We start from the raw sequence: 19,890 nt of genomic DNA, 5'->3' as shown, positions 1-19,890 counted from the left end.
ACCTTCGCGCTTTTGCCCGAGTGGCAACATGGGCAAAGTTGCAAATGTTGTTGTGCGCGGCGCGTGCCAAAGCCGACATACAACGACAGCGGCAAGCGCGTATGCTGCGGTACTCATCCAAGACGAAGGAACGTCGAATGTCGCTTGATCTCCGCGTGATCGCTGCTGCACTGGGCGCCCTGTTCTGCAGCAGCGCGCAGGCTGCCGCACCGGCCGTCATCGACCTGCCGACAGCACAGGCGCAGGCCCAGTTGCTGGACATGCTGGAGAAGGAGTCGCTGTACCGCGACCGCGTGGACTGGCCGGCCATCCGTACGCGCCTGAAGGCGGCGCAGAATGATCCGGCCCAGGCCCGCGCGGTGCTGCAGGAGGCCACCGGCCGCAGTTCCGGCGGGCATGGCGAGTGGATCAGCGCAAAGCAGCTGCAGGCGAAGGCAGAACGCCTGGCGCGCGCCAATGGCGCAGCGACAGCGGCTCCGAAAGCAACGACGGCCCCGGCCGAAGTACTGGACCCGCGTATCGGCCGGGTGGAGATCGAGGGCTACGGTGTCATGCAGGGCCCGACGGCGCACCAGCAGATGATGGAGCGTGCCAAGCGCTGGCAGGCGATCATCGATGACCAGGACAATGGCAGCCGCTGCGGCTGGATTGTCGATCTGCGTGGCAACACCGGTGGCAACATGTGGCCGATGCTGCTGGGCGCGGCGCCGCTGTTGCGCGTCACGCCCAGCGCCGACGAGAACGTGGGTTCCTTCGCTGCCGCAGATGGTTCGTCGCTTTGGCAGCTGACGCCGTCCAGCGTGCGTCATGGCGAGCACGTGCGGGTCGATCTCAGCGGGCCCGGCTATCTGCTCAAACACCCCGGCGCGCCTGTGGCAGTGCTGACCGGGCCGCGCACCGCCAGTTCCGGCGAGGCGACCGTGCTTGCCTTCCGCGGTCGCCCGCAGACGCGCAGTTTCGGCCAACCCACCTCGGGGCTGTCCACTGCCAACGTGATGCGGCCGCTGGTCGATGGCAGCGCACTGCTGCTGACCACCAGCGTGATGCAGGACCGTAATGGCCAGGGGGATGGGCTGAAGATCGAACCAGACCAGCGCACCGGCAGTGATGCCGCCACGCTGGCTGCGGCGCAGCAGTGGTTGCTGCAGCAGCCCGCCTGCCAGGCGCGCTGATCCATGATCCTGATCGGCCAGCAGGAACGGGTGGTGATCGTCGGTCCTACGGAAGCCCACCACTGCCTGCGTTGCGGAACGGAAACCGACTTCGCGCCGCAGCTGCGCTACAAGATGGCGCGCATCGACCTGCTGTTCGGCTTCGCCTACCAGCGCCGATACGAGCTGGCCTGCACCCGCTGCGAGCACGGCTGGCTACTGGACACCGAAACCATGGACCAGCAGCTGGGTGGGGTGCCGATCCCGTGGCGGCACCGCTTCGGCCTGCCGCTGATGCTGGTGGTCGTGGCTGGCCTGGCCCTGCTGGGCTGGCTGTGGCGGCACGGATTCATCGGTGGCTGATGAAGATGAGAGGGTTGCTTATATCCCATTTTGGGACTAGGATCTGCGAATGAAAGTGGTTGCTTTGGCGACGCTGAAACGATTCTGGGAACGCCATCCCGATTCGGAAGCAGCGCTGAGGTCCTGGTATGACGAAGTCAGGCACGCCGTATGGGACACACCGCACGACGTACGCCAACGTTACGCAAGCGCAAGTTTCGTGGCGAACAGTCGTGTGGTGTTCAACATAAAGGGCAACAGCTACCGGCTTATCGTCGCTGTGGGTTACAGGTTTCAAGTGGTCTACATCAAGTTCATTGGCACCCACGCCGAGTACGACCGGATCGACGCCGACACTGTGGAGCTTCTATGAACATCCAGCCCATCCGTACGGAAAGCGATTACGAAAACGCTCTGCGCGAGATTTCGGCCTATGTGGACAACGAGCCGGAGCCGGGGAGCGAGGATGGCGATCGATTCGAAATTCTCGTGACGCTGGTTGAAGCCTACGAAGCGAAGCACTACCGGATCGAACCGCCAGATCCGATCGAGGCAATTCGCTTCCGCATGGAGCAGGGCGGTCTGACCGTGAAGGATCTGGTGCCGTCCATCGGCCAGCTCAACCGTGTCTATGAGGTGTTGAATCGCAAGCGAGGCCTGACTTTGGAAATGATCCGGAAGCTTCACCGCAACCTGGGCATTCCCGCGGAAAGCCTCATCGGCCGCTGAAGCCCGCGTGTCCCAGCGGATGCGCTGCCGTGCCTCACCCCCGGCCTGCTAAAGTTGCAGCCTGCAATCACGTACCGGAACCCACCATGGACCACGACACCCCGTTCGAACCCCTCAACGACCTCGAGGTGCGCCTGCTGCAGGCCCAGGACGGGACGCTGACCGCATCGCAGTTCCTCGATGGCCTGTTGACCTCGACGGCGTTCGTGCTGCTGGACAAGGCCATCGGCGAAGACGGCGCCTGGGATGAGAGCATCTCGCCGCTGGTGCTGACCAGCGAGAGCGGCGAACCGATGTTCGCGGTGTTCACCTCGCCCGAGCGCGCCGGCCTGTGGCACGAGCAGCTGCCGCAGTTTGCCCATGCGATGCCGATCGCGGTGCACGCGCTGCTGGCCGGTATCGGCGACGGTGTCGGCTTGGTGCTGAACCCGGGCCTGGACGTGGGCATGGAAATGATTCCCGATGCCGTGGCCCAGCTGAAGCAGCGCGCTGCAGCGATCACGCGTGGCATGGCGCATTGATTCCTGCCTTGGCTGGCTCGCTGCTGTTTTCAGGTCGGCCACTTGGCGGGTAACGCCCTCCTGTTCTGCATGCGATCGGCATTTCGTAGTTTTCCTAGCGGGCGCGACACCTAGGTAGCGCCTGCGTTTCACGGTGGACCTGTCTGCCGTGTCGCAATTCCCTCTTCCTCGGCCTCTGTTTCAGCAACACGCTCACGGCCCCTTGGCCCTGCGCGCGTTGCTCCATGGATGGCTCCGTTCCTGCTCCGCAATGGCCCGCCCTGCGCTCTGCGCTGGCCGGCCCTTCGCACGCCCAGCGCTTCCTGCGGCTGCACACGTCGCTGGGGAGCGATGTGCTGGTGGCCGAAACCCTCGATGGCGTCGAGCAGATCGACGGCATGGGTTTCCAGTGGACGATCACCGCGCTGTCGCTGGACGCCGGCCTGCAGCTGGCGCCGCTGATCGGGCAGGGCGCGCTGCTGCAACTGCAACAGGCCGACGGCAGCCTGCGCCCGCTGCATGGCCGCATCACCGCCGCCGAGCGGCTGGGCAGCAATGGCGGCCTGGCGCGCTATCGGCTGCGCCTGCAGCCGTGGCTGGCGTTCCTGTCGCAGCGGGTGGACAGCTACGTCTTCCACGACAAGACCGTGGTCGAGATCGTCGAGGACCTGTTCGCCGACTACAGCGGGCTGGCACCGGCCTGGCGCTGGTCGCTGGGTGACGCCAGCCAGTACGCACGGCGCAGCCTGACCACGCAGTACCAGGAAAGCGATCTTGCCTTCGTCCAGCGGCTGTTGGCCGAGGAGGGCATCTATTACTGGTTCGAGCATGCCGGCGAGCCCGGCGGCGCGGACTTCGGCACGCACACCCTGGTGCTGGCCGACCACAGCAACGACGCCGCGGAGCTGGGCCGCGTGCGCTTCCATCGCCGCGACGAGAGCGAGCGCAGCGACAGCGTGCAGCGGTGGTCCACCGCGCACCGCTGGCGGCCGGGCAAGGTCGAACGTACGACCTGGGACTACCGCACCCTGGAGCGTCGCCAGGCCAGCGCCGAGGCCGGGCAGGGCAACGACCTGGGCATTGTCGACCGTGATACCTGCGGCCCCTATGGCTGGCAGGACAACGCACGCGGACAGCGCCGCGCGCAGCAGCATCTGGACGCACTGCGCGTGCGCGCCCATACCATCGATGGCGCCGGCCAATGGCGGGCACTGGCACCGGGCGCGCGCTTTGGCCTGTCGCAGCACCCGCAGGTCGGCGAGGACGCACAGTTCCTGTGCCTGTCGGTGCTGCACCAGGCGCGCAACAACCTCGATGCCGACGTGTTCGACGCACTGGAACAAACCCTGGGTCCGGCCAGCGTGGCGGTGCCGGCGCTGCCGGACGCGCTGTCCGGGCTGGCCTATGGCCAGCCGCCAGGCGAGGTGTCCACCGCGTTCTACGACAACCGCTTCGTCGCCATCCCCGCCGAAGTGAACTACCGGCCACAGACCGAGGACGGCCACGGCGCGCACCTGCATCCACGGCCGACCATCACTGGCACGCTCAGCGCGATCGTGGTCAGCGACGGCGACCCGCTGCTGTCCGACCGCGACCATCGCATCAAGGTGCAGTTCCCGTGGCAGCGCGGCGGCAACGCCAGCAGCGGCCTGGCCCATCCCGGCGGCGACGACAACGCCCCGGCCAACGGAGGCGCCTGGACCTGGGTGCGGGTGATGACCCCGTGGGCCGGCGACAACTGGGGCGGCGTGGTGCTGCCGCGGCGCGGCCAGGAAGTGCTGGTGGCGTTCCTGGAAGGCGATATCGACCGCCCGGTGGTGGTCGGTGCGGTCTACAACGGCCGTGGCCAGCAGGACGCACAGCACAACCAGATCAACGGTGGGGGGGCCACCGCCACCGGCAACGCCGCCGCCTGGTTCGAGGGCAACGACCACGCGGCGGTGTACACCGGCTTCAAGAGCCAGGCGCTGGCCGACAGCCAGGGCGGCACCGGCGGCTACCAGCAGCTGCGCTTCGACGACACCCCCGGGCAGGGCCGTGCGCAGCTGTCCACCACCCAGCACGAGACCACGCTGACCCTGGGGCATCTGAAGGGCGGCCAGGACAACGTGCGCGAGGGTGAGCGCGGCTTTGGCGTGGAGCTGTCCACCCAGGCACAGGGCGCGCTGCGTGCCGGACGCGGCCTGCTGCTGACCACCGAGCAGGGCACGCCGCAGATGGCCGCGCCGCAGGCATTGAGCCAGCTGCAGGAAAGCCAGCAGCTGCTGCAGCAGCTGGCCGAATCGGCCGCCAACCAGCAGGCGCAGCTGCCCGGCGAGCCGAACGAACTGCCGGTGGACACCACCCTGACCGAGCTGCAGGAGACGCTGCGCGCCACCCACAGCGGCAGTGCCGCCGGCAGCATCGCCGGTGGCGATGGCGAGGCACCGGGCTGGAGCGCGCCGGTGCTGCTGGGCAGCGGTGTGGCCGGCGTGCTGAGCCTGACCCCGGCCGACCAGGTCTGGGTGAGCGGCACCCACACCACGCTGGCCAGCGGCGTGGCACTGAACTGGATGACGCAGGGCTCGCTGACGATGGCGGTGGCCGGCGGTCTGGTGATGTACACCGCCGGCGTGCAGCCCAGCGGCGAAAGCCCGAACCAGGAGCGCGGCATCGCACTGCACGCCGCGCAGGGCAAGGTGAGCGCGCGTGCGCACAAGAACCAGATGATCGTGGCGGCCAAGACCAAGGTACGCATCGCCAGTACCGAAGCGGACGTGCAGCTGTCGGCGCCGAGCAAGCATCTGCTGGCGACGGCGGCAGGGGCCTACATTCGCATTGAGGGCGACAACATCGAGCTGGGCGCGCCGGGGAAGGTGGAGTTCAAGGCCAGCCAGCGGGATTGGGTGGGGCCGGCGAGTGTGGCGGTGGAGGCGAAGGTGCCTGAAGGGCGCTTCAAGGGCTGTGAGCCGCACTTGAATGCCGCCGTGCGCCGACAGGAGGCCTGCGCCGATGTCGGTTGAAGCATTGTGCGAACAGCTGGTTGCCATCAACCGCAGCAGTGCGGGGCAATGCCACCTTCTGATGCAGCCGGCGGAAGATCGATGCGAGAGGGACGAGGCCTTCGACGCGCTACTGGAATCGGTCGGGATAACGCCGGTTCCCGTCGCCATTCGACAGATACCGAAGGCCCTGTGGCCGTCCCTGATTCCCCTCGACCTGGGCAAAGGTACGCACTCCCTGTTGTCGGGCCAGACGGTGGAAATGGCGATGGCACAGCGCTCGGCATCGTCGCTGCTGGCTGCGCGCCCACAGCGTGCGTGTGCGTGGATATGGACACCGTTGCTTACACCTCAGCTGGCCAGGCAGCTTGCCGAGCGCGCGGTCGCGCACTGTCCGCATGCGCAGGGCCGGAAGCGGTGGCTGCGCTTCTACGACCCGATGGTGACGGACCTGTTCCTGCAGTGCTCATCGCGTTCGCAACGGGCGTATCGGTTTGAAGGTGCGACCACGTGGATGTTCCTGGATCGGTGGGGAGAGTGGGCCATCAGCAACGCCGTCGCGCCTGCACTGCCCGGTGACCCTGCCGTGTCCTGGCCCGAGCTGGAATCCATTGGTGCATTGAACCAGGCGTGGATCGGCGCGCTGCGGGCCGGAACCCCACCGGATCGCGCCACGTTCGCGCAGGTGCAGCGCAGTGTCGGAGAGGGGCGCCGTTGTGGTGTCTCCAGCGGTACTGATCTGGATCTGTTCGCCACGCATGCGCTCTTGATCGGGCCTCAGTTCCACAGGCATCCCACTGTCCAGACGCTATTGGCGCAGATCGCGCACGGTGAGCGGTATGGCGATCTCATTCGACGGATTGGCGAAACGGAGTGGCAGGACATCCGCATCGTGGAGTCCACATACGCAAGTGCGTTCAAGGGAGACGGGGCACATGACGCGCGATAGCAAAGATAGGTACGACTCCAGCGGGCCCTTCACGGGTGAAAGCAACGTCGGGATCCGCAGCGCGGGCAGTCCAGACATCGTCGATCTTCCGGCGGTTGCCGCCACGCTGCCGGACGAGACAGAGAAATCAGCCTGCGACGTCTGCCGCTCCACTGGGCTGGCCATCCTGCCGGTGCGCTACACGGTGGTGCCTGCCAGCTGCAACGTGAGCCTTGGTGGCCTGTCGCCCGCACACGCCAGCGACGTTGATGTCAGTGCGGCGGGATACACCTACGCGCTCAGAACGTTGCGCCAGGGTCTGCTGTACCTGTACTACGAGCAGGGTCCCTACGGTCCGGAGTACTGGGAGTGCTACGCCATCGCCGGAAACGGCACCCTGTGGCGGCAACCCACCGCCTACAGTGCGCGCGCGATCGCAGGCGGTGGCCTGCCCAGCTGTGGCCGCAGTGGCCACGATCCGATGCGCACGGAGTTCATCACCATCCAGCGCCCGCATGTATGCGGGACGGTCTGGCTGGCCTACTCCCAACACCCCTGGACGCCAGCGACGTTGGATCGCTATGGATCCGACCCGGCCCTGCGCGCCGAGCGGATGCAATCGATCGAGCCAGCCAGATGGATCACGTCGGCGAGAGCAGAAGGCGACCAAGCGCCATTGAAGGATGCCGCCGGGCTGGCCTCGATCATGGAATATCGATGGCTGGATAACCCCTCAGGCGATCCGCCAGACCTTCCGTACAGCAGCGCACTCCCGGGTGCCTCCAATCCGGACGGGGCGCTTCGCAACGTGCGGCTGCACGCGCATGGCACGCGTTACCCCTGGTCGCGGCGGGATTACCCTCGTAGCGACGGTGTCGACCCGCGCCAGCAGCGGTTTGAGCGCCTGAAGCAACACAGCAGCAACGGGCGCATCGGCAGTGATCGTCAGGAGTACCCGCCCATGCTGCTGGGCTTGTGGGATGCGGTTGGCGTCGTGCACGAGCTCAGTGGTTACTGCAATGACCTGGTCGCCTGCATCAACCAGTTCAAGAGCGAGCGCGAACTGGAAGTCAGCGCTGTTGACCAGATCGAACAGATCTCGCGCCTGCTGGAGCTCAACGGTGCGGTGATGGCAGGGAACTACGCAGCACAGACCGTCCGCGAGGTGGAGCGGCAGCGCCGCCTCGGCAATCCCTCGCTTCCCTCATGGGACCCCAAGGTAAAGCTCTCCGAGGAGGAGAAGCGGGAACTCGCGCGGGAGTATGAGCGCCAGTTCCTGCCGCTCTATCTGAAGGACGCCCAGGATGCGTGGAAAAACAAGTACTGGCCGCTGATTGACGAGCCCCGTTTCACCGCGTTCAAGAGGAACATGGACGCGATGACGCAACAGGTACTCGACCGGCTGGGACCGAAGATGTCGGTGCTGGTTGCCTGGCTCCGCCACGATCTGCTGCTGGCGACGCTGGAAGACTTTGACGGCAAGTCTGCGGCGCAAGGGGAGAGGTTCGAGGAGATCATCACAGAGGCGATCGCCGTGCTTGGTATGCACGAGATAGGCCGTGCGTTGCTGACTGAACTGTCCCACGATATAGAAGTTACCGGAAGAAAATCCCTGCTCTGGCGAGTCATTGCGAAGAACGACGAAGAGTCTCGCAAGGAGCTGCAGCAGACACTCACGGCGGCGCAGGTGTGCGCCAACACGATTCTCGATGTGGCCGGCGCAGGCTGGGCGGCATTTGTCGCAGGCACCGCGCATCTGAAGTCTTACTTGGCCCTTTACCGCAAGTTGGAGGCGGCGCAGAAAGAGGCCGCGCCCCCCACCGCCAGTGCCCGCATCCTTCGCGACAGTGGCGTTGATCGCTTCGTCACTACCGCAGGTGCCTACCTTCTGAATCGATTCCCGATGAAGGGCATCCAGGACACTGCCGGCAACGCCATGGTCCGGTTCGTGCTCCTGACACGGGCGTTGATGGAGCGCGATGAGGCCATCAGCCTGGTGGCTGAAGAACTGAGCAGTGGCCAGCAGGGCAAGCGCTACTTCCTGGAGCGTATCCAGTTCTACAGAACCAAGGGCAGCGCGCTGCCGATGCAGTTTGCGCTTCGGGACCTGGAGCTGCATCACGGCGCGCTGGCGATGCGCAAGCGTTGGCAGGCAGCGGCGGAAAGCAGCCGCAATGTTGTCCGCCTGAACTCCCTTACGGCCGTGTTGGAGATGGTGAACTTCATTCATCTGGCAACCAAGGTTGACAAGGACACACGCGACTACGCGACGTTACTGGCCTCTGGAATGTCGCTTGTGGCTGTGTATACCGGTGTGCACGAGGCTGTGGCGAAAGAGTTTTTTGGTGCGGGTAGCGCCAGTGCCATACGGATGAAAGTTGCCGGAAGTGTGATGGCGGGGGCGGGTAGTTTTATTGGGGCGTACTACAGCGTCCTGGAGGCTGAGAAGGCAAGTGAATTTGGTATGCGCGCCCCTATAGCGTTGGTGATAAAGGGGGGAGCAATGGCAGCTACCGCCTCTGCTCAGTTCTTGACCGCTCTTGCCTATTCTTCCCCTGTCATTGAGCGCGTGGTAGGACGCAACTCACTAACGATCGGCCTTAGAGGTTTAAGGGCTGGCATTGAGGCAGCGGCGGGTGGAGAAGGCGGGCACATCGTTTCCTCTCAAGCCATGAAACGTATCGGTACATGGATCTTGCGACTTAGTGGATGGGAGGTAGCTTTGGGTCTTCTGCTCGTCGAAGTTTTGATATGGGCTGTTAGCGCGAATGATCTGGAGAAGTGGTGTATGACCAACGTCTTCGGTAAGAGGATTGGTGACAGGTCGAGAGGGAGTCGCTCGCCCGACGATGTCTATGCGACTGCACAGGAGCAGCAGCTGGCATTTGAAAGGGCTATTGGCTCGGTTTCGATTCGGTCTCAATAGGTGGGGTGCTCTAGTGAGTGTTGGTGAGGACGTGTTGCTTGAAACAGAGATCGGAACTATTTCCGGTCAGAGGGTTCAGTACGTCATGGAGAATATTTTTTGGCGAGATGGGGATTGCGTGGGAATGGCTGCGACTGGTGCTTTGTCCGCTGCGCTGGGTCACAGCGGCGTCGCTGCCGGTATGGCGGTGATGTCTTCAGAGGAAATGGAAGAGCCGGTTGCGAGGGTTGAGTTTTTACTCGGTGAGGTGCCTGTTGAAGGGCTGCTCTGGAACTGGCCTTTCAGCGAGGGAGATTTCGTCAGGGTAGTCGGAAAGCGAGATGGCGAAGGGAAATTCTTCGCTCTATCAGTGCTTGATGAGAGTAAGAGATTAATCGTTTCCTATCCGCATGTAAGTGCCGGAAGTTGGGCGCACTGGATTTCTGTAGCGAAGTATTCTCTTATGTTTGCCGTTCCATACTGGGCAGTCTTCTTGGGTATTTTGTCTGTAGTCTCGTCATTGTCGGTTGAGATTCTTGTGTACGCATATTTTGCAGGGATAGTTTTTTCTCTTGCGGTTGGGTACCGGATTGGGCGCAGATTCACTCGCTATGCAAAGATGGCGGATTCGATATTCTCTGCGCTTGGTTGGAGTCGAGGGGCGGCAATTGACTTGCGGAAGATAACAAGGGCGGCGCGTCAAAAAGGTGATCATGTTGCATTGGGTGATACCTATTTCAGATACTGAGCGATGTGAGTTTATTGCGGAATTCAAGCCAAACTTCCTTGGTCAGGGGAATTGGGATGACCGCATTGCACTTGGCGGTGCATGCTTTGACTATTAACATTGCGAGGTTATGCGTGCTGATGGCGCCTGACATCTATCGCCTTTGGGCGGCCCGTGCACAGTGGCGTTGATCGCTTCGTCACCACCGCCGGCGCATTCCTGCTGAATCGATTCCCGATGAAGGGCATCCAGGACACCGCCGGCAATGCCATGGTCCGGTTCGTGCTTCTGACACGGGCGTTGATGGAGCGCGATGAGGCCATCAGCCTGGTGGCTGAAGAACTGAGCAGTGGCCAGCAAGGCAAGCGCTACTTCCTGGGGCGTATCCAGTTCTATCGCAAGAAGGGTAGTGCACTGCCGATGCAGTTCGCGCTCCGCGATCTGGAGCTGCATCACGGCGCGCTGGCGATGCGCAAGCGTTGGCAGGCTGCGGCGGAAAGCAGTCGCAATGTTGTCCGGCTGAACTCACTGACCGGCGTTCTGGAAATGGTGAACTTCATCCATCTGGCCACGAAGGTGGACAAGCAGACGCGTGACTGCGCGACGTTATTGGCCTCTGGAATGTCGCTTGTGGCGGTGTATACCGGTGTGCACGAGGCTGTGGCGAAGGAGCTTTTTGGCGAAGGGAGCGCCAGTGCCATACGGATGAAGGTTGCCGGAAGTGTGATGGCCGGGGCGGGTAGTTTTATTGGGGTGTACTACAGCTGTTTAGACGCTGAAGCTGCCGACAGACAGCAAGAGCTTGCTGCCGACATACTTCTGAGTACTAAAGCGTTCGTGACGGCGGCTGCGGGCGGAGCGCAGTTCCTCACCGCGCTTGCCTACTCTTCTCCCGTGATCGAGCGCAGTCTGGGACGCAACTCAGTGACTTTGGGGCTTCGTGGCCTGAAAGCAGGGCTTGAAGCTGCTGCGGCTACGGAGGGGGGAGTGTCGTTGCATCGCAGGCAATGAAACGACTTGGTGTATGGATTCTGCGATTGGGCGGTTGGGAAGTTACCTTGGTTCTGCTCATCATTGAAGCCTTGGTATGGGCTGTCAGTCCGAACGACTTAGAAAAGTGGTGTATGAACAATGCATTCGGAAAAAGTGCTGAGCGTGGAAAGGGTGAGCGTGCCCTCGTTGGAAAGACCTATTCCACAACGCGAGAACAGATGCTGGCGTTTGACCAGGCTATTGGCTCGGTTACGTTGAGGGTGCAATGAAAATTGAAGTAGATGTGTCTTCGGAGAGGGGGCCGCTTGATACCGAAACCGGCACCATCTCCGATCTGCGAGTCAAGCACGTTGTGGAAAATGTATTCTGGCGAGAAGGTGATCGATCAGGCATCGCGGCTACTGGTGCTATTGCAGCCGCGCTGGGGCTGAGTGGGCCTGCAGCCGGGATGGCGATGATGTCAGCTGAGGAGATGGCTGAGCCGGTTACTAGAGTCGAGTTCCGACTTGGCGAAACTCAAGTGGAAGGGTTGCTTTGGAACTGGCCATTCAGTGAAGGGGATCGAGTAAAGGTCGTTGGAAAGAGGGTCGAAGATGGGAAATTCTTTGCTCTGTCAGTTCTGGATGAGAATAAACGGCTGATTGTGTCATATCCCCATGTCAGCTCTGGAAGTTGGGCGCACTGGATCGGTGTCATGAAGTACACGCTGATGTTCTCACTGCCAAGTGCTGCTCTATACGTTCTGGTTGCCGGCTTTGGGTCGATTAATGAAACTCCCTGGGACTGGTCTTCCCTGAGAAGATTTTTTTACATATTTCTTAGCTGTGTCTCTGTCTCGTGCTTCATTGGAATTAGGATTGGTTCTCGCTTCACGCGTTATGCAAGGATGGCTGACGCAATATTCAAATCTCTTGGCTGGGTCAATGGGAAATATCTGAATCTGAGGCGTATCACAAACTTGAAGAAGAGGGCGGGTGACCATCCAGCGCTGGGCGATACCTATTTCAGGTACTGATCAGCGACTCCTCACACCACGCTTCCCAGCAAACCGCAGATTCCTACCGCGCCGCCGCAATCGCCTTCACCCGCGCCTTGGCCAGCGCTTCACCAATCGCCGGGCCTTTCAGGTGCGTCGTATCCAGATCCCGCGCCTGTACCGAAAGCGCTGCCTGGTGCAGGCGCTTGAGCGTTTCACCCTGCGGGTAGTCGGCGTCCTCAAATCCGAGCCGGCCGCGCTTGTCGGCCTCGCAGCACAGCGCGATGCGGGCCACGCGCTCGGGCCGGCGCAATGCATCGCAGCGGCCCAGCAACTCCAGCACGGTGGCATCGCGTAGCTCATCGATGCGGTGCACGTTCAAGTGCTCGCGGCAGACCGCTTCGGCCAGTTGCTGGTGCTCGGTGGGAATCTTCAGGCGCGCGCACAGCGCCTTGAGCGGCTTCAGGCCGCGCTGCTCGTGCATGATGTGGCGCGGCCATTCGTCCGGCGGGGTCAGACCCTTGCCGAGGTCGTGGGTGAGCGCGGCGAAGCCGACCAGGTCATCCCCCGGCGCCAGTTTCGCGGCCATGTCGCTGACCATTTCCTGGTGAATACCGGTATCCACTTCCGGGTGGAACTCCGCGCGTTGCGGCACGCCGTACAGTGCTTCCAGCTCGGGCAGGATCGGGCCCAGCGCATGCGCATCGTGCAACGTGCGCAGGAAGGCGGACGGGCGTTCGCAGGCCAGCGCCTTGCGCAGTTCCTGCCACACGCGCTCCGGTACCAGTGCATCCAGCTCGCCGCTGGCGGCCACCTCGCGCATCAGCGCCATGGTTTCTTCGGCGACGCTGAAACCCAACGGTGCGAAGCGCGCCATGAAGCGTGCCGCCCGCAGCACACGCAGCGGATCTTCGACGAACGCAGGGCCGACGTGGCGCAACACGCGCTGTTCAAGATCACGCACGCCGCCGTAAGGGTCGACCAGCGCGCCGGTGCCTTCGTCGCAGGCAATGGCGTTGATGGTGAAGTCGCGGCGCTGCAGGTCCTCTTCCAGCGTCACCGCCGGATCGGCGTCGACCACGAAGCCGCGATAGCCGCGGCCGGATTTGCGCTCGGTACGTGCCAGTGCGTATTCCTCGCCGGTCTGCGGGTGCAGGAACACCGGGAAATCGCGGCCCACCGCAGTGTAGCCCTGCGCTTCCATCTGCGCGGGTGTGGCGCCGACCACCACCCAGTCACGGTCGCCGGCAGGGCGCTGCAGCAGGCGGTCGCGCACGGCGCCGCCGACAAGATAGATCTTCATGGGGCGATGATCGCATGGTCGGCGCAGATGCACCGGTAGTGCCGGCCGCTGGCCGGCACCCCCTGGACAATAGCGGTTGCCGGCCAGCGGCCGGCACTACCCATGCAGAGGCATTACGGCAGGCCGCGCCACTCCGGCACGAACAGGCCGGCCAGGAACCACAGGCCGTAGACGATCCACAAGCAGAGGAAGTACAGCTTGATCTGCGCTTCGTCCCACAGGCTGCCCCAGCTGTCGACGAAGGCCAGTGACTTCCAGCCTTCCATCCAGGCCGCGCCACCCCAGCGCAGCACCCAGGTGGCGAGCAGGCTCCAGGCGACGAACATCCCGATCCAGGCCAGCAGGCTCATCGTTTCCCTCCCCAGGGAGTGGATACCGGGGAGTGCCGGCCAGCGGCCGGCACTCCCGTGTTGCGATCAATCGCCGCCCTGGTCGGCGTTGGCGGCGCAGCTGAAGCTCTTGCGCTTGTCGACCAGGCGGCCCATCAGGCGGTCGCTCAGCGGCAGCGCATCGCCGTTGAGGCGCCAGTCGTAGATCACGCTGAAGGCCAGCACGCGGGCCACGTACTCGCGGGTTTCCTTGTAGCTGATCGTTTCGATCCACAGGTCCGGATCGAAGCCCGGTCGCTGGCCCTGCCAGCGGGCGGTCGGGGTCGGGCCGGCGTTGTAGGCGGCGATGGTCACGTACGGCAGGCCGTCGTACTTGTTCATCAGCTGGCGCAGGTACGCGGTACCGATGGCGATGTTGGTGTCCGGGTCGTACAGACTGTCGGCACCACCGTAGCCGGTCAGGCCGATCGACTTGGCCACGCCGGCACCGGTGGCCGGCAACACCTGCATCAGGCCCATCGCGTTGGCAGGCGAACGCGCGCGCGGGGTGAAGGTGCTCTCCGCGCGGATCTCCGCCGCCACCCAGGCCGGGTCGATGGCGTTGCGTGCCGATTCGCGGCGGATGGTGGCGTCGTGGTGCAGCGGGAAGCGCAGGTCGTACAGGCGCTGTTCCTGCGGCTGCTTGCCGAGTGCGAACACGGCGCGGTCGAACCAGCCGTTGTCCTGCGCCACGCGCACGGCAAGGCGGCGCTGGGTGTCATCGAAGCGCGACAGCGCGCTGTTCCATTCGGCCACGGCCCAGCCGGTGCGGTCGATCTGGTACAGCGCCATCGCACGCTGGATGGCCGGGTCGCGCGCGATCACGGCCTGCGCCTGCGCGCTGTCGTTCGGCTTCCATGGGCACAGCGTATAGCCCTGCTGCAGCTTGTCGGCGGCGAGGAAGCCGTGGAAGGTGGGGGCGCGTGCGGCATCGCGGAACAGCGCCTGGGCCTGCTGTGCCTGGCCGGTCTTCTCCAGCATGCGGCCTTCGAAGTAGCGCCAGCGCGGGTCGCTGCGTTGCTTGCTGCCCATCTTGCGCAGCGCGGTCAGTGCCGCGGGCCAGTCGCCACGCGACATCGCTTCGCGCACGCGCCATTCGTGCAGGCGCTCGTCATACGCCGACTCCGGCACCGCATTGAGGCGGCGCGCCGACTCCGGCAGATAGGAGGCCACCGTCCACAGCGCGATCTGGTACAGCACCTGGCCCTGCTGGTCGGCACTCAGGCCGAGGGCCTGCGCGTACTGCGGCAACTGCTGCTCGGTGGCGCCCGGGTCGGCCTTGGCCAGTTTGGCCAGGCCATCGGTGGCGATGCGCCGGCTGCGCTCGTTGCGCGGCCAGTTCAGTGCGCTGGCATTGGGCTTGTCGACGAAGGCGGCGTACGTGTTGGCCAGTGCCAGGTCGGTGGCGGGCAGGCCGCGCGCCGCACTGCGCATCACCGCCGGCTGCTGCGCGTCGGCGGCCGCGTCGATGCGCTCCCAGCGCAGCGCGTCACTCAACCCGCCCTGCGCCTGCAGCACGGCGAAAACCGCATCGCAGCCATCGGGCAAGGACTTGCCGTTCTTGCGCCACAGGTCCTGTGCCTCGCTGATCCATTGCGGATCGACCTTGCCGGTCACCTGGCGCGCGGTCAGCTGTGCGCAGCGCAGGCCGGCGTTGTCGGTGGGCGCCCAGTTGGCCAGCAGGGTCGACCAGTCCTGGCGGCGCGCGACCGAAGGCAGCCACACGCTGCGGAAGGTGGTGGCCACGGCCTGGCCGTCGTAGCGCTTGAGGAAGGCCTGTGCCTGTGCGGTATCGACGGTATCGATGTTGCGGCGCAGGTTGGCGTACTCCAGCCAGCCATAGGCCGGGTGGCGGCTGAGCGCACCGGCCTGGCCGGGATCGAACTGGCCGCGCTCGGCGGCAGCGATGGCGGCTTTCAGCTGCGCATTCTGGGCATCGAGGGACTGGGCATTGGCGCAGCCGATCAGCAGCGTGGTGGCCAAGGGCAGCAGGGACAGGGCGGTCGAAGAGCGTCGGGTCATGGCGCCCAGCATAGCGGGCGCTGGCTGAATTCAGTTTCGCATTGCGTGCATGCCGCAGCTCGGCAACGGCAGCTGAATGTTGCGGATACCGGCACTGCCATTCGGGGCGGCACGCGCCGTAGTGTCGGCCTTGGGCGAACGGCCCGGCTGCAGGGAGCGGCACATGGCGTTCAGTAGCGCAGGACGAAGCGGGCCACTGGCGGAGATCAATGTCACGCCACTGGTGGATGTGATGCTGGTGCTGTTGATCATCTTCATCGTGACCGCGCCGATCGTGGCCCGGCCGATTGCCGTGCAGTTGCCACAGGCCACCGATCGCACGATCGATCGCCCCGAACCGCCACCGCCGATCGAGCTGCGCCTGGATGCGTCCAACCAGCTGAGCTGGGACGGGCAACCGATGGCGATCAGCGATCTGCAGGCGCGCCTGCAGGCGCAGGCCGGTGAGCACGCCGGCAACCTGCCGGAGCTGCGTATCGCCACCGATCCGGCGGCCGAATACGAAGGCATGGCCAGGATCCTGGCCGCCGCCGAGGCTACCGGCATGGAGCGCATCGCCTTCGTGCGGTGAGTGGGTCAACGGGCGGCCTGCCATCGGCAGGCCACCCTTCCTGGATGCCGCAGGAGGCATGTTCCTGAAGGGACAACCGCTGGATATGCCTGCGCTGCAGCAGATACTGGCGCAGGCGCAGCAGCTGCCACTGCCGCGTCGCCCGGCGGTGCGCCTGTCGACGGCCGACGACACCGATTACCAGGACATGGCGCGTGTGCTGCTGGCTGTCAGCCAGCACGGCCTGCGCGTGGACGCACTTGCCCGCCCGTGGCGGCACTGGCAAGACGGCTTGATGGAAGGCGGTTGATCTCGGCGCACGCTGTCGCAGCTGGCATCTGTGCTGCGCACGGCGAACAGTACCGTCCGGTCTTAATCTGTCGTCATTTGACGTAATCCGCCGTCAATTGCGTCAATTCCGCGTGAAAGAGTGTCGATCATCACGCCGTGATTTTTACCGCTTGTTTACAAAGGAGACGCTGCCGCCATGCAGGGGGGGAGCGCGACAGCCCATGTCCCGACATTCCTTTGGAGAGAGAGCGAATGATTCACCTGCATCACCGCCCGTTGGCGGTTGCCGTCGCGCTGTGCGTGACGGCCCTGGCACCGCTGGGTGCCGCTGCACAATCCACCACCAACCTCGATGCGGTGGAAGTCACCGGTACCCGCATCAAGCGCGCTGAAGTCGAAGGCCAGGTGCCGATCCAGACCCTGACCCGCGGTGACATCGAGCGCACCGGCCTGACCTCGATCGGCGAGGTGCTGCAGCAGCTCACCGGGTCCGGTTCGGCGCTCAACGCCAAGTTCAATTCGTCCGGCAATTTCGGCTTCCCGCCCGATGGCAGTGGCGTGGGCGCCGGTTCGGCGCAGGTCGATCTCCGCCACCTGGGCGCCAAGCGCGTGCTGGTGCTGGTCGATGGCATCCGCTGGGTCAATGAATCGTCTGCGTCGGGCGTGGGCTCGGCCACCGACCTCAACACCATTCCGCTGGCCATCGTCGAACGCATCGAAGTGCTGGAGGACGGTGCGTCATCGCTGTACGGCTCCGACGCCATTGCCGGTGTGGTCAACATCATCACCCGCCGCGATTTCGATGGCGGCCAGGTCACGCTGAACTACGGCGAATACAGCAAGGGCGACGGCACGCAGAAGGGCGTTGACCTGGCCTGGGGCAAGAGCGGCGATCGCTTCAGCCTGTTCCTGGGCGCCAGCTGGACCAAGCAGGACCCGGTGTTCGCCAAGGATCGCGAGCAGTCGCGCTTCCCGATTCCGGGCACCGGCCTGGCGTTCGGCAGTGGCGGCATTCCGCAGGGCCGCTTCGCCTTCGTCGATCCGAACACCGGCGCCTCGCAGAACATCGTGCCCAATACCGGTGTGAGCAATCCGCGTTACGACGGCAGCGCCGGCTGCAACCGCACCGATGACTACCATTGCTTCACCAGCGCCGACCGCTTCAACTTCGCCGAATACAACATGGTGCTGACGCCGTCGGAGCGCAAAGGCCTGTTCGGCCAGTTCCGCTTCGACATCACCGACAACGTGCAGTGGTACGTCAAGGCACTGGGCAACCGCCGCGAGTCGACCAACCAGGCCGGCCCGGAGCCGCTGTTCTTCGGACCCGACGGTGCCACCGGCAATCCGCTGGCCGACAACATCGTGGTCTCGCGCCTGAACCCGTACAACCCGTTCGGCTTCGACCTGGTGTCCGGCGACAACATGAGCCTGATCGGCCGCCGCCCGGTGGAAGGCGGTGCGCGCGTGTTCAAGCAGAAGGTGGACACCACCTATTTCGCCACCGGCCTGGTCGGCGACTTCCATGCCGCCGACCGCAGCTGGTACTGGGACGTCAACGGCATGTACAGCAAGAACAAGGCCGAACAGACCAACTACGGCAGCTATGACATCTACAAGGTGAACATGGCGCTGGGCGATCCGGCGGTGTGTGCGGCCACCCCGGGCTGCGTGCCGCTGAACATCTTCGGTGGCGTCGGCTCGATCACCCCGGACATGCTGAAGTGGATCCAGCCGGTGGTGCGCGACCGCAGCCAGAACGAACTGAGCCTGTTCACCGCCAACCTGTCCAGCGAGCTGTTCTCGCTGCCGGCCGGCCCGGTGTCCTTCGCCACCGGCGTCGAGCATCGCAGGTACAAGGGTTCCTACCAGCCTGATCCGCTGACGGTGATCGGCCACTACAACGGCGTACCGTCGCAGCCGACCTCCGGCTCCTATGACGTCAACGAGGCCTACCTGGAGTTGAGCGTGCCGATCTTCGCCGACTCGCCGTTCGGCAAGAAGCTGGACCTGAGCCTGGCCGGGCGCTACTCGGATTACTCCACCTTCGGTGGCGAGTTCACGCCCAAGTACGGCCTGCGCTGGCAGGTGACCGACGACTTCGTGCTGCGCACGACCTATGCCGAGGGCTTCCGCGCACCGTCGATCGGCGAACTGTACGGCTCGGCGGCGCGTGCCGACCTGCAGCTGTTCGATCCCTGCTCGGTAGGCCTGGGTGGCACGCCGCCGCGTGGCAGTGCGGCCAACTGTGCCGCGCTGGGCGTACCGGCGGGCTTCCAGCAGGCCAACTCGCAGATCTCGGTGACCACCGGCGGCAATCGTGAGCTGGATCCGGAACGCTCGCGCAGCTTCAGCGCCGGCTTCGTGTGGAGCCCGTGGTTCGGCAACAACGCGTCGTGGTCGGAGCGCTTCGATGTGGAGGTGACCTTCTACCGCCATGCCATCGACGGCGCGATCCAGGCGATCAATGCGCAGACCCAGCTGGACCTGTGCGTGGATACGCTGGACCCGATCTACTGCAATGGCATCACCCGTGCCAGCACCGGTGCGGTCAGCAGCTTCAACAACCGCCTGACCAACCTGGGTTCGATCAAGACCGATGGCTGGGACGTGGACCTGTTCTGGACGTTGCCGCAGACCTCCATCGGCCAGTTCAAGCTGGCCTGGAAGAACACCTTCGTCGGCCGTTACGAGGCCACCGGTGCGGCCGGGCAGAAGCAGCCGCAGAAGCCCGGCGTGGAAGTGGCCGACAGTTCGATTCCGGAGTGGACCAGCAACGCCAGCATCGGCTGGACGATGGACCGCTGGAGCGCCAACTGGACGGTGCGCCACATCTCCGAGCTGACCGAGAACTGCGGCGATGCTGCGGTGTTCCCGGTGTGCAGCAACCAGGCGGCCGGCACCAACACGCTGTCGGCCACCACCTTCCACGACATGCAGGTGGGCTACAAGATCGACTGGATGAAGGGGCTGCAGCTGACCGCTGGCCTGAACAACGTGTTCGACAAGGATCCGCCGATCTGCCTGTCGTGTTCGTTGAATGGCTACGACGCCTCGACCTACGACATCCCGCGTGGGCGCTACTGGTACCTGCGCGCGGACCTGCGGTTCTGACCTCGGGATG

Annotated in this window: 18 protein-coding genes; 15 read left to right on the top strand and 3 right to left on the bottom strand. The window is 64.4% G+C overall.

The annotated features are described in order from the left end of the window. Positions 1-137: 137 nt before the first annotated feature. From N5C18_RS18285 to N5C18_RS18230, 12 genes are all read left to right on the top strand, one after another. Entirely contained in the window at positions 138-1,172 is a 1,035-nt protein-coding gene (locus N5C18_RS18285; RefSeq protein ID WP_279945344.1) for a S41 family peptidase, read from the top strand. Between the two features lie 3 nt (positions 1,173-1,175). Then, positions 1,176-1,514 carry a hypothetical protein gene (locus tag N5C18_RS18280; protein WP_279945342.1) on the top strand — a complete coding sequence of 113 codons (339 nt, stop codon included), beginning with the start codon at positions 1,176-1,178 and terminating at the stop codon, positions 1,512-1,514. Positions 1,515-1,563: 49 nt separating this feature from the next. Further along, entirely contained in the window at positions 1,564-1,866 is a 303-nt protein-coding gene (locus tag N5C18_RS18275) for a type II toxin-antitoxin system HigB family toxin (RefSeq protein WP_065178056.1), read from the top strand. Then, complete coding sequence (locus N5C18_RS18270; protein WP_279945340.1) at positions 1,863-2,222, top strand: transcriptional regulator; 360 nt, start codon at positions 1,863-1,865, stop codon at positions 2,220-2,222. Before N5C18_RS18275 ends, N5C18_RS18270 begins: the two co-directional genes overlap by 4 nt. An 86-nt stretch (positions 2,223-2,308) precedes the next feature. Then, positions 2,309-2,743, top strand: coding sequence for an SseB family protein (locus N5C18_RS18265; protein WP_006470037.1), 435 nt, complete (start codon positions 2,309-2,311; stop codon positions 2,741-2,743). A 224-nt stretch (positions 2,744-2,967) separates the two neighbouring features. Then, positions 2,968-5,724, top strand: coding sequence for a type VI secretion system Vgr family protein (locus N5C18_RS18260; RefSeq protein ID WP_279945339.1), 2,757 nt, complete (start codon positions 2,968-2,970; stop codon positions 5,722-5,724). Continuing rightward, entirely contained in the window at positions 5,714-6,652 is a 939-nt protein-coding gene (locus N5C18_RS18255; RefSeq protein ID WP_279945338.1) for a DUF4123 domain-containing protein, read from the top strand. The genes N5C18_RS18260 and N5C18_RS18255 overlap by 11 nt, the downstream gene beginning before the upstream one ends. After that, complete coding sequence (locus N5C18_RS18250) at positions 6,639-9,557, top strand: T6SS effector BTH_I2691 family protein (protein ID WP_279945337.1); 2,919 nt, start codon at positions 6,639-6,641, stop codon at positions 9,555-9,557. The genes N5C18_RS18255 and N5C18_RS18250 overlap by 14 nt, the downstream gene beginning before the upstream one ends. A gap of 13 nt (positions 9,558-9,570) precedes the next feature. Further along, entirely contained in the window at positions 9,571-10,284 is a 714-nt protein-coding gene (locus N5C18_RS18245; protein WP_279945335.1) for a putative type VI secretion system effector, read from the top strand. A 216-nt stretch (positions 10,285-10,500) separates the two neighbouring features. Continuing rightward, complete coding sequence (locus N5C18_RS18240; RefSeq protein ID WP_279945334.1) at positions 10,501-11,274, top strand: hypothetical protein; 774 nt, start codon at positions 10,501-10,503, stop codon at positions 11,272-11,274. Further along, positions 11,271-11,525, top strand: a complete 255-nt coding sequence (locus N5C18_RS18235; protein ID WP_279945333.1) for a hypothetical protein — start codon at positions 11,271-11,273, stop codon at positions 11,523-11,525. Before N5C18_RS18240 ends, N5C18_RS18235 begins: the two co-directional genes overlap by 4 nt. Then, a complete protein-coding gene (locus N5C18_RS18230) occupies positions 11,522-12,271 on the top strand; it encodes a putative type VI secretion system effector (protein ID WP_279945330.1) in 750 nt (249 codons plus the stop codon). The genes N5C18_RS18235 and N5C18_RS18230 overlap by 4 nt, the downstream gene beginning before the upstream one ends. 43 nt (positions 12,272-12,314) lie before the next feature. On the opposite strand, the gene N5C18_RS18225 is transcribed toward N5C18_RS18230, so the two are convergent. From N5C18_RS18225 to N5C18_RS18215, 3 genes are all read right to left on the bottom strand, one after another. Next, positions 12,315-13,535 carry a multifunctional CCA addition/repair protein gene (locus tag N5C18_RS18225; protein ID WP_279945329.1) on the bottom strand — a complete coding sequence of 407 codons (1,221 nt, stop codon included), beginning with the start codon at positions 13,533-13,535 and terminating at the stop codon, positions 12,315-12,317. A gap of 113 nt (positions 13,536-13,648) precedes the next feature. Next, positions 13,649-13,885 carry a hypothetical protein gene (locus N5C18_RS18220; protein ID WP_279945328.1) on the bottom strand — a complete coding sequence of 79 codons (237 nt, stop codon included), beginning with the start codon at positions 13,883-13,885 and terminating at the stop codon, positions 13,649-13,651. Between the two features lie 66 nt (positions 13,886-13,951). Further along, the gene (locus N5C18_RS18215) at positions 13,952-15,937 is read right to left on the bottom strand and encodes a transglycosylase SLT domain-containing protein (protein WP_279945327.1); all 1,986 of its coding nucleotides are present in this window, start codon (positions 15,935-15,937) and stop codon (positions 13,952-13,954) included. A 151-nt stretch (positions 15,938-16,088) separates the two neighbouring features. Here N5C18_RS18215 and N5C18_RS18210 point away from each other — a divergent pair, with 151 nt between their 5' ends. The 3 genes from N5C18_RS18210 to N5C18_RS18200 all read left to right on the top strand — a co-directional run bounded on the left by N5C18_RS18210 (position 16,089) and on the right by N5C18_RS18200 (position 19,880). Then, positions 16,089-16,496, top strand: coding sequence for a biopolymer transporter ExbD (locus tag N5C18_RS18210; RefSeq protein ID WP_279945326.1), 408 nt, complete (start codon positions 16,089-16,091; stop codon positions 16,494-16,496). 58 nt (positions 16,497-16,554) lie between these two features. Continuing rightward, positions 16,555-16,785 carry a hypothetical protein gene (locus N5C18_RS18205; protein WP_279945325.1) on the top strand — a complete coding sequence of 77 codons (231 nt, stop codon included), beginning with the start codon at positions 16,555-16,557 and terminating at the stop codon, positions 16,783-16,785. A gap of 233 nt (positions 16,786-17,018) precedes the next feature. After that, positions 17,019-19,880: a TonB-dependent receptor gene (locus N5C18_RS18200; protein ID WP_274511151.1), complete on the top strand. Its 2,862-nt coding sequence runs from the start codon at positions 17,019-17,021 to the stop codon at positions 19,878-19,880. Positions 19,881-19,890: the final 10 nt, after the last annotated feature.

Origin of the sequence: Stenotrophomonas sp. GD03930, assembly GCF_029839665.1 — a bacterium.
Lineage (GTDB): Bacteria > Pseudomonadota > Gammaproteobacteria > Xanthomonadales > Xanthomonadaceae > Stenotrophomonas > Stenotrophomonas forensis.
This window is presented reverse-complemented; position numbering and strand designations above follow the sequence as displayed.

Coding starts and splice junctions, on each gene's coding strand:
- N5C18_RS18285 (WP_279945344.1), top strand. CDS start 138: ATGTCGCTTGATCTCCGCGTGATCGCTGCTGCACTGGGCGCCCTGTTC.
- N5C18_RS18280 (WP_279945342.1), top strand. CDS start 1,176: ATGATCCTGATCGGCCAGCAGGAACGGGTGGTGATCGTCGGTCCTACG.
- N5C18_RS18275 (WP_065178056.1), top strand. CDS start 1,564: ATGAAAGTGGTTGCTTTGGCGACGCTGAAACGATTCTGGGAACGCCAT.
- N5C18_RS18270 (WP_279945340.1), top strand. CDS start 1,863: ATGAACATCCAGCCCATCCGTACGGAAAGCGATTACGAAAACGCTCTG.
- N5C18_RS18265 (WP_006470037.1), top strand. CDS start 2,309: ATGGACCACGACACCCCGTTCGAACCCCTCAACGACCTCGAGGTGCGC.
- N5C18_RS18260 (WP_279945339.1), top strand. CDS start 2,968: ATGGATGGCTCCGTTCCTGCTCCGCAATGGCCCGCCCTGCGCTCTGCG.
- N5C18_RS18255 (WP_279945338.1), top strand. CDS start 5,714: ATGTCGGTTGAAGCATTGTGCGAACAGCTGGTTGCCATCAACCGCAGC.
- N5C18_RS18250 (WP_279945337.1), top strand. CDS start 6,639: ATGACGCGCGATAGCAAAGATAGGTACGACTCCAGCGGGCCCTTCACG.
- N5C18_RS18240 (WP_279945334.1), top strand. CDS start 10,501: ATGAAGGGCATCCAGGACACCGCCGGCAATGCCATGGTCCGGTTCGTG.
- N5C18_RS18235 (WP_279945333.1), top strand. CDS start 11,271: ATGAAACGACTTGGTGTATGGATTCTGCGATTGGGCGGTTGGGAAGTT.
- N5C18_RS18230 (WP_279945330.1), top strand. CDS start 11,522: ATGAAAATTGAAGTAGATGTGTCTTCGGAGAGGGGGCCGCTTGATACC.
- N5C18_RS18225 (WP_279945329.1), bottom strand. CDS start 13,535: ATGAAGATCTATCTTGTCGGCGGCGCCGTGCGCGACCGCCTGCTGCAG.
- N5C18_RS18220 (WP_279945328.1), bottom strand. CDS start 13,885: ATGAGCCTGCTGGCCTGGATCGGGATGTTCGTCGCCTGGAGCCTGCTC.
- N5C18_RS18215 (WP_279945327.1), bottom strand. CDS start 15,937: ATGCTGGGCGCCATGACCCGACGCTCTTCGACCGCCCTGTCCCTGCTG.
- N5C18_RS18210 (WP_279945326.1), top strand. CDS start 16,089: ATGGCGTTCAGTAGCGCAGGACGAAGCGGGCCACTGGCGGAGATCAAT.
- N5C18_RS18205 (WP_279945325.1), top strand. CDS start 16,555: ATGTTCCTGAAGGGACAACCGCTGGATATGCCTGCGCTGCAGCAGATA.
- N5C18_RS18200 (WP_274511151.1), top strand. CDS start 17,019: ATGATTCACCTGCATCACCGCCCGTTGGCGGTTGCCGTCGCGCTGTGC.